4 protein-coding genes are annotated in these 2307 nt (G+C 41.0%); 3 read left to right on the top strand and 1 reads right to left on the bottom strand.

What is annotated here, in order from left to right:
• Positions 1-323 precede the first annotated feature (323 nt).
• The gene (locus AB1L08_RS22205; RefSeq protein ID WP_413066749.1) at positions 324-404 is read right to left on the bottom strand and encodes a putative holin-like toxin; all 81 of its coding nucleotides are present in this window, start codon (positions 402-404) and stop codon (positions 324-326) included.
• Positions 405-656: 252 nt separating this feature from the next.
• On the opposite strand from AB1L08_RS22205, the gene AB1L08_RS22200 reads away from it, so the two are divergent.
• The 3 genes from AB1L08_RS22200 to AB1L08_RS22190 all read left to right on the top strand — a co-directional run bounded on the left by AB1L08_RS22200 (position 657) and on the right by AB1L08_RS22190 (position 2132).
• Entirely contained in the window at positions 657-1097 is a 441-nt protein-coding gene (locus AB1L08_RS22200) for a Rossmann-fold NAD(P)-binding domain-containing protein (protein WP_413066748.1), read from the top strand.
• 159 nt (positions 1098-1256) lie between these two features.
• Positions 1257-1460: a helix-turn-helix transcriptional regulator gene (locus tag AB1L08_RS22195; RefSeq protein WP_413066747.1), complete on the top strand. Its 204-nt coding sequence runs from the start codon at positions 1257-1259 to the stop codon at positions 1458-1460.
• Positions 1461-2132: a DUF3169 family protein gene (locus AB1L08_RS22190; RefSeq protein ID WP_413066746.1), complete on the top strand. Its 672-nt coding sequence runs from the start codon at positions 1461-1463 to the stop codon at positions 2130-2132.
• Positions 2133-2307: the final 175 nt, after the last annotated feature.

The raw sequence follows: 2307 nt of genomic DNA, 5'->3' as shown, positions 1-2307 counted from the left end.
ATTAATGATACAATATTTAAAAAATAAAAACAAGAGCCGATTTCTTTTTTAAACCTATGTTTCTGGCATTCATCCCGACATTGAAATGCCGGGCCTTCTGCCAGTCGTTCGTAAAAAATCGATTGAGAAAAAAGTCCCAAATAATCCTGCTTGCTGGTCAATGAGGTATTTCCACAAACGGCGTATTGGGGTATAATGGAGTGAGAATATAAAAATTCGTTCCGGTGCTGCGAACACCGAAACGAATAGCGCAATAGCACGGTCCCGTGGGGATCGGCGCAGTTATGCCAAAGCCGCCGGAGAGGGCCATCTCAAGGGCGGCTTTAGTCTTTTTTCACTGACAGAATCGCCACAACCAATACCGCAAAGGCAATCATCGTTGAAATCGATTCATACACTGTCATATGAGGCACCACCTCCCCTTTTAACCGGGATGCGTGTGCCGACCGCCCTTGAGAAACCTGTACTATTGTATATTCATTATACCATTTTTTTGCTGTATGGGAACATATGTTTTTATCCCCGAAAATTTTTTTGGAGGAGATTATATTGAGTCACGCTTTAGTCGTTGGCGGAACCGGCATGCTGGCAGGGGTTTCCCTTTGGCTGACAGAAAATAGTCACATCTCTCGGTGATCGCCAGGAATCCTCACAAAATGAACACGCTCATCTCCAAAGCGCCACCTTCATCGATTACTCCCTTATTCGTCGATTACACAAATGAAAATAAATTGCGAACAGAAATCCAACGCACGATCAGACAAAACGGGCCGCTCCAACTCGTCGTTGCCTGGATCCACTCAACGGGAAAATACGCCTTGGATATCATTGCAGAGGAAACATCTAAAACAGGCAGTCAAAACTGGAGACTTTTTCATGTCGTTGGCAGCAGCACGAACCTTGAAGCAGCCATCAATAGCGTGAAAATACCCACAGGCTGCCTGTACCGGCAAATACAGCTCGGCTTTGTCATCGCAAATGGCACTTCCAGATGGCTGACCCATAAAGAAATTTCAAATGGCGTGATTGCAGCCATCCGTCATGACAAGCCCCTTTATATTGTAGGCACAGTTGAGCCATGGGAACGAAGGCCATAATGTGAAATTTTTCACTCCTCCAAGTTGATATATTGCCGGGTTCGTCAATCTGTTGATGATTGACAATGATTATTTTATTATTGACAAATATCGTTGTCAAAATGAATATGATCATATACAATGTGATTATGAGATTACATCAACTGAAGGTGATATGGTTTGAAAAGTCGCTTAAAAGAGCTACGGGCACGTGAAGGCTATAACCAAACTCAGCTCGCGAAACTCGCAAAGGTATCCAGACAAACAATAAGCTTGATTGAACGCGGGGAGTATATGCCTTCACTATTAATTGCCGTTCGTATTGCACGCGTTTTTAATGAGCCTGTTGAAAGTGTATTTCAATTTGAGGAGGAAGAGTTATAAATGAAACTTATATTGCAGTTATTGATTGGTGGATTTGTTGGTTTTTTTGTCGTGTATGCTTTGATGAACTTTTCTGAGGTCCATTTTGCTGGAGAGATCACTGTAATCAGCTTAATTGCAGTCTCTATCATCCTAATCGCTTTAAGTATTTTTCGGTCTCAAAAGATTAAATCGTTAAACACACAAAACTTTAGCGGTGATGAAGAAGATGAAGTTGAGGATAGAAAGTATAAAATGTTTGCCGATTACTCTTTATTTGCAAATTCCAGCTTCGTTCTTTCTGTTCTCGCGCTTAGTTTAAGCCTTATTACAACTCAAAACTTAATGTTGACCATTGCATCCATGTGCCTGCTCATCATTACCTTTATCTTCATCTATTACATGGGGCATTTAATGCAACAAGTATACCAAGAGCGTAATTTACCAAGCACTTCTGACCCGGATTACGCTAAATCGTTACTTGATATTGCCGATGATGGTGAAAAGCATGTCATCCTTGATGGATTGTATAAATCACACAGCTTATTAAATATTTCCCTTGTCGCTGCTATTATACTATCTACTGTCTACTCCGTTACCAGGGAAGATTCACAGATCTTTTCCATTATTCTTATGGCAGCCGTATTGCTCGTTGTAAATAGTAAATATCTGTTAGTGGTTCGGAATAAGTAAATAATAAAAAGGAGCCCACGCAGACAAATACAATGTGGTACTTACAATTCCATTTTGTATATGATAAACTATTTATGCTAGAAGTTCCCTCCTAGCTAATAAATAGTCTCTCGGCATTCGCCGAGTTAGATGGGTCAAAGGATCTCTTGACCCAACTGTTTGATTCCCCTCCTAC

Origin of the sequence: Siminovitchia jepli (genome assembly GCF_047228825.1) — a bacterium.
Taxonomy (GTDB): domain Bacteria; phylum Bacillota; class Bacilli; order Bacillales; family Bacillaceae_C; genus Siminovitchia.
This window is presented reverse-complemented; position numbering and strand designations above follow the sequence as displayed.

Excerpts from the sequence above, each read along its gene's own strand:
- AB1L08_RS22190 (WP_413066746.1), top strand. The coding sequence starts at position 1,461 with ATGAAACTTATATTGCAGTTATTGATTGGTGGATTTGTTGGTTTTTTT.
- AB1L08_RS22200 (WP_413066748.1), top strand. The coding sequence starts at position 657 with ATGAACACGCTCATCTCCAAAGCGCCACCTTCATCGATTACTCCCTTA.
- AB1L08_RS22205 (WP_413066749.1), bottom strand. The coding sequence starts at position 404 with ATGACAGTGTATGAATCGATTTCAACGATGATTGCCTTTGCGGTATTG.